The sequence below is a fragment of the Acinetobacter sp. YH12063 genome, from assembly GCF_013419715.1.
Taxonomy (GTDB): domain Bacteria; phylum Pseudomonadota; class Gammaproteobacteria; order Pseudomonadales; family Moraxellaceae; genus Acinetobacter; species Acinetobacter amyesii.
Genome location: NZ_VOZO01000046.1, coordinates 1 through 1,282 on the forward strand (window position 1 = coordinate 1; position 1,282 = coordinate 1,282).

1 protein-coding gene is annotated in these 1,282 nt (G+C 37.9%); it reads right to left on the minus strand.

What is annotated here, in order from left to right; all coding sequences use genetic code 11:
* Positions 1 to 61 precede the first annotated feature (61 nt).
* Positions 62 to 1,206, minus strand: a protein-coding gene (locus FTU12_RS16290; RefSeq protein ID WP_099046175.1) for an IS3-like element ISAba14 family transposase whose coding sequence is annotated in 2 segments (ribosomal slippage) — positions 62 to 942 and positions 942 to 1,206 — 1,146 coding nt in all. Because the reading frame shifts where the segments join, the coding sequence is not laid out codon by codon here.
* Positions 1,207 to 1,282 lie beyond the last annotated feature (76 nt).

Consider the following 1,282-nt stretch of genomic DNA (forward strand, 5'->3'; position numbering starts at 1 on the left):
AGAGGTGGTTCCACTTGTTTGAACAACTAAAAGCGTATTTATAAGTGATATTCCGCTCTAGTTAAGCCACCTTGTTTTGTTGGGGTAGCTGATCATAGTAAAACTCATTTGGTGTCATTTTGTCTAGACTCGAATGAGGTCGTTTCAGATTATAAAACTCAAAATATGCACTCAATTGCTTTTTCGCATCTGTGACACTGCTATAAGCTTTGAGATACACCTCTTCATATTTAACGCTCCGCCATAATCGTTCAACCATCACATTATCTACCCATCGACCTTTACCATCCATACTGATTTGAATGCCATTTGATTTCAATACATCAATAAATGCATCACTGGTGAACTGACTGCCTTGGTCTGTATTCAATATTTCAGGTGATCCATATTTTTCAATCGCTTCATTTAAAGCCGAAATACAAAAATCCACCTCCATACTAATCGATACCCTATGCGCAAGTACCTTGCGGCTATGCCAATCAATCACAGCACATAAATAAACAAAGCCTTTTGCCATAGGGATATACGTTATATCAGTAGACCACACTTGATTACTGCGCTGAATAGCCAATCCTTTGAGCAGATATGGATATTTACGGTGAGCTTGATTAGCCTGGCTTAAATTTGGTTTGCAATATAACGCCTGAATACCCATTTTCTTCATTAAAGTACGTGTATGACGTCGTCCTATATGATGCCCTTGACGATTCAACAAATCACGCATCATACGACTGCCTGCAAAAGGATATTGCATATGTAATTCATCAATACATCGCATCAGCTTCAGATCTGATGAGCTAACAGGTTTTGGGCGATAATAATAACAACCACGAGAGACTTTCAGTAACTTAGCTTGTTTAGATACTGAAATCTGAAGTGAGTGATCGATTAACTTTTGTGGTTGAAGCGGCCCAGTTTCTTCAACACACCTTCTAAAAAATCAATTTCTAATGCCTGCTCACCGATTTTTGCATGTAACTTTTTAAGATCAATGGGAGGTTCTGATGGAGCTTTTGATTGATCGAAAGCTTGTGAGGAAGCTGAGATCAATTGATTTTTCCAGTCAATAATTTGGTTTTGATGAACATCAAACTCAGAACTCAATTCAGCAAGTGTTTTTTCTGCTTTGATCGCAGCAAGTGCTACCTTAGCCTTAAAGTCGTTTGAATGATTTCTTCTTGGTCTACGTGCCATAAAATACTCCATATATTGATGTTTATAACATCATTTGAGGAGCAGAGTATCACTTATAGGAGTTGTTCAAATTTCCGGATCCATCTCT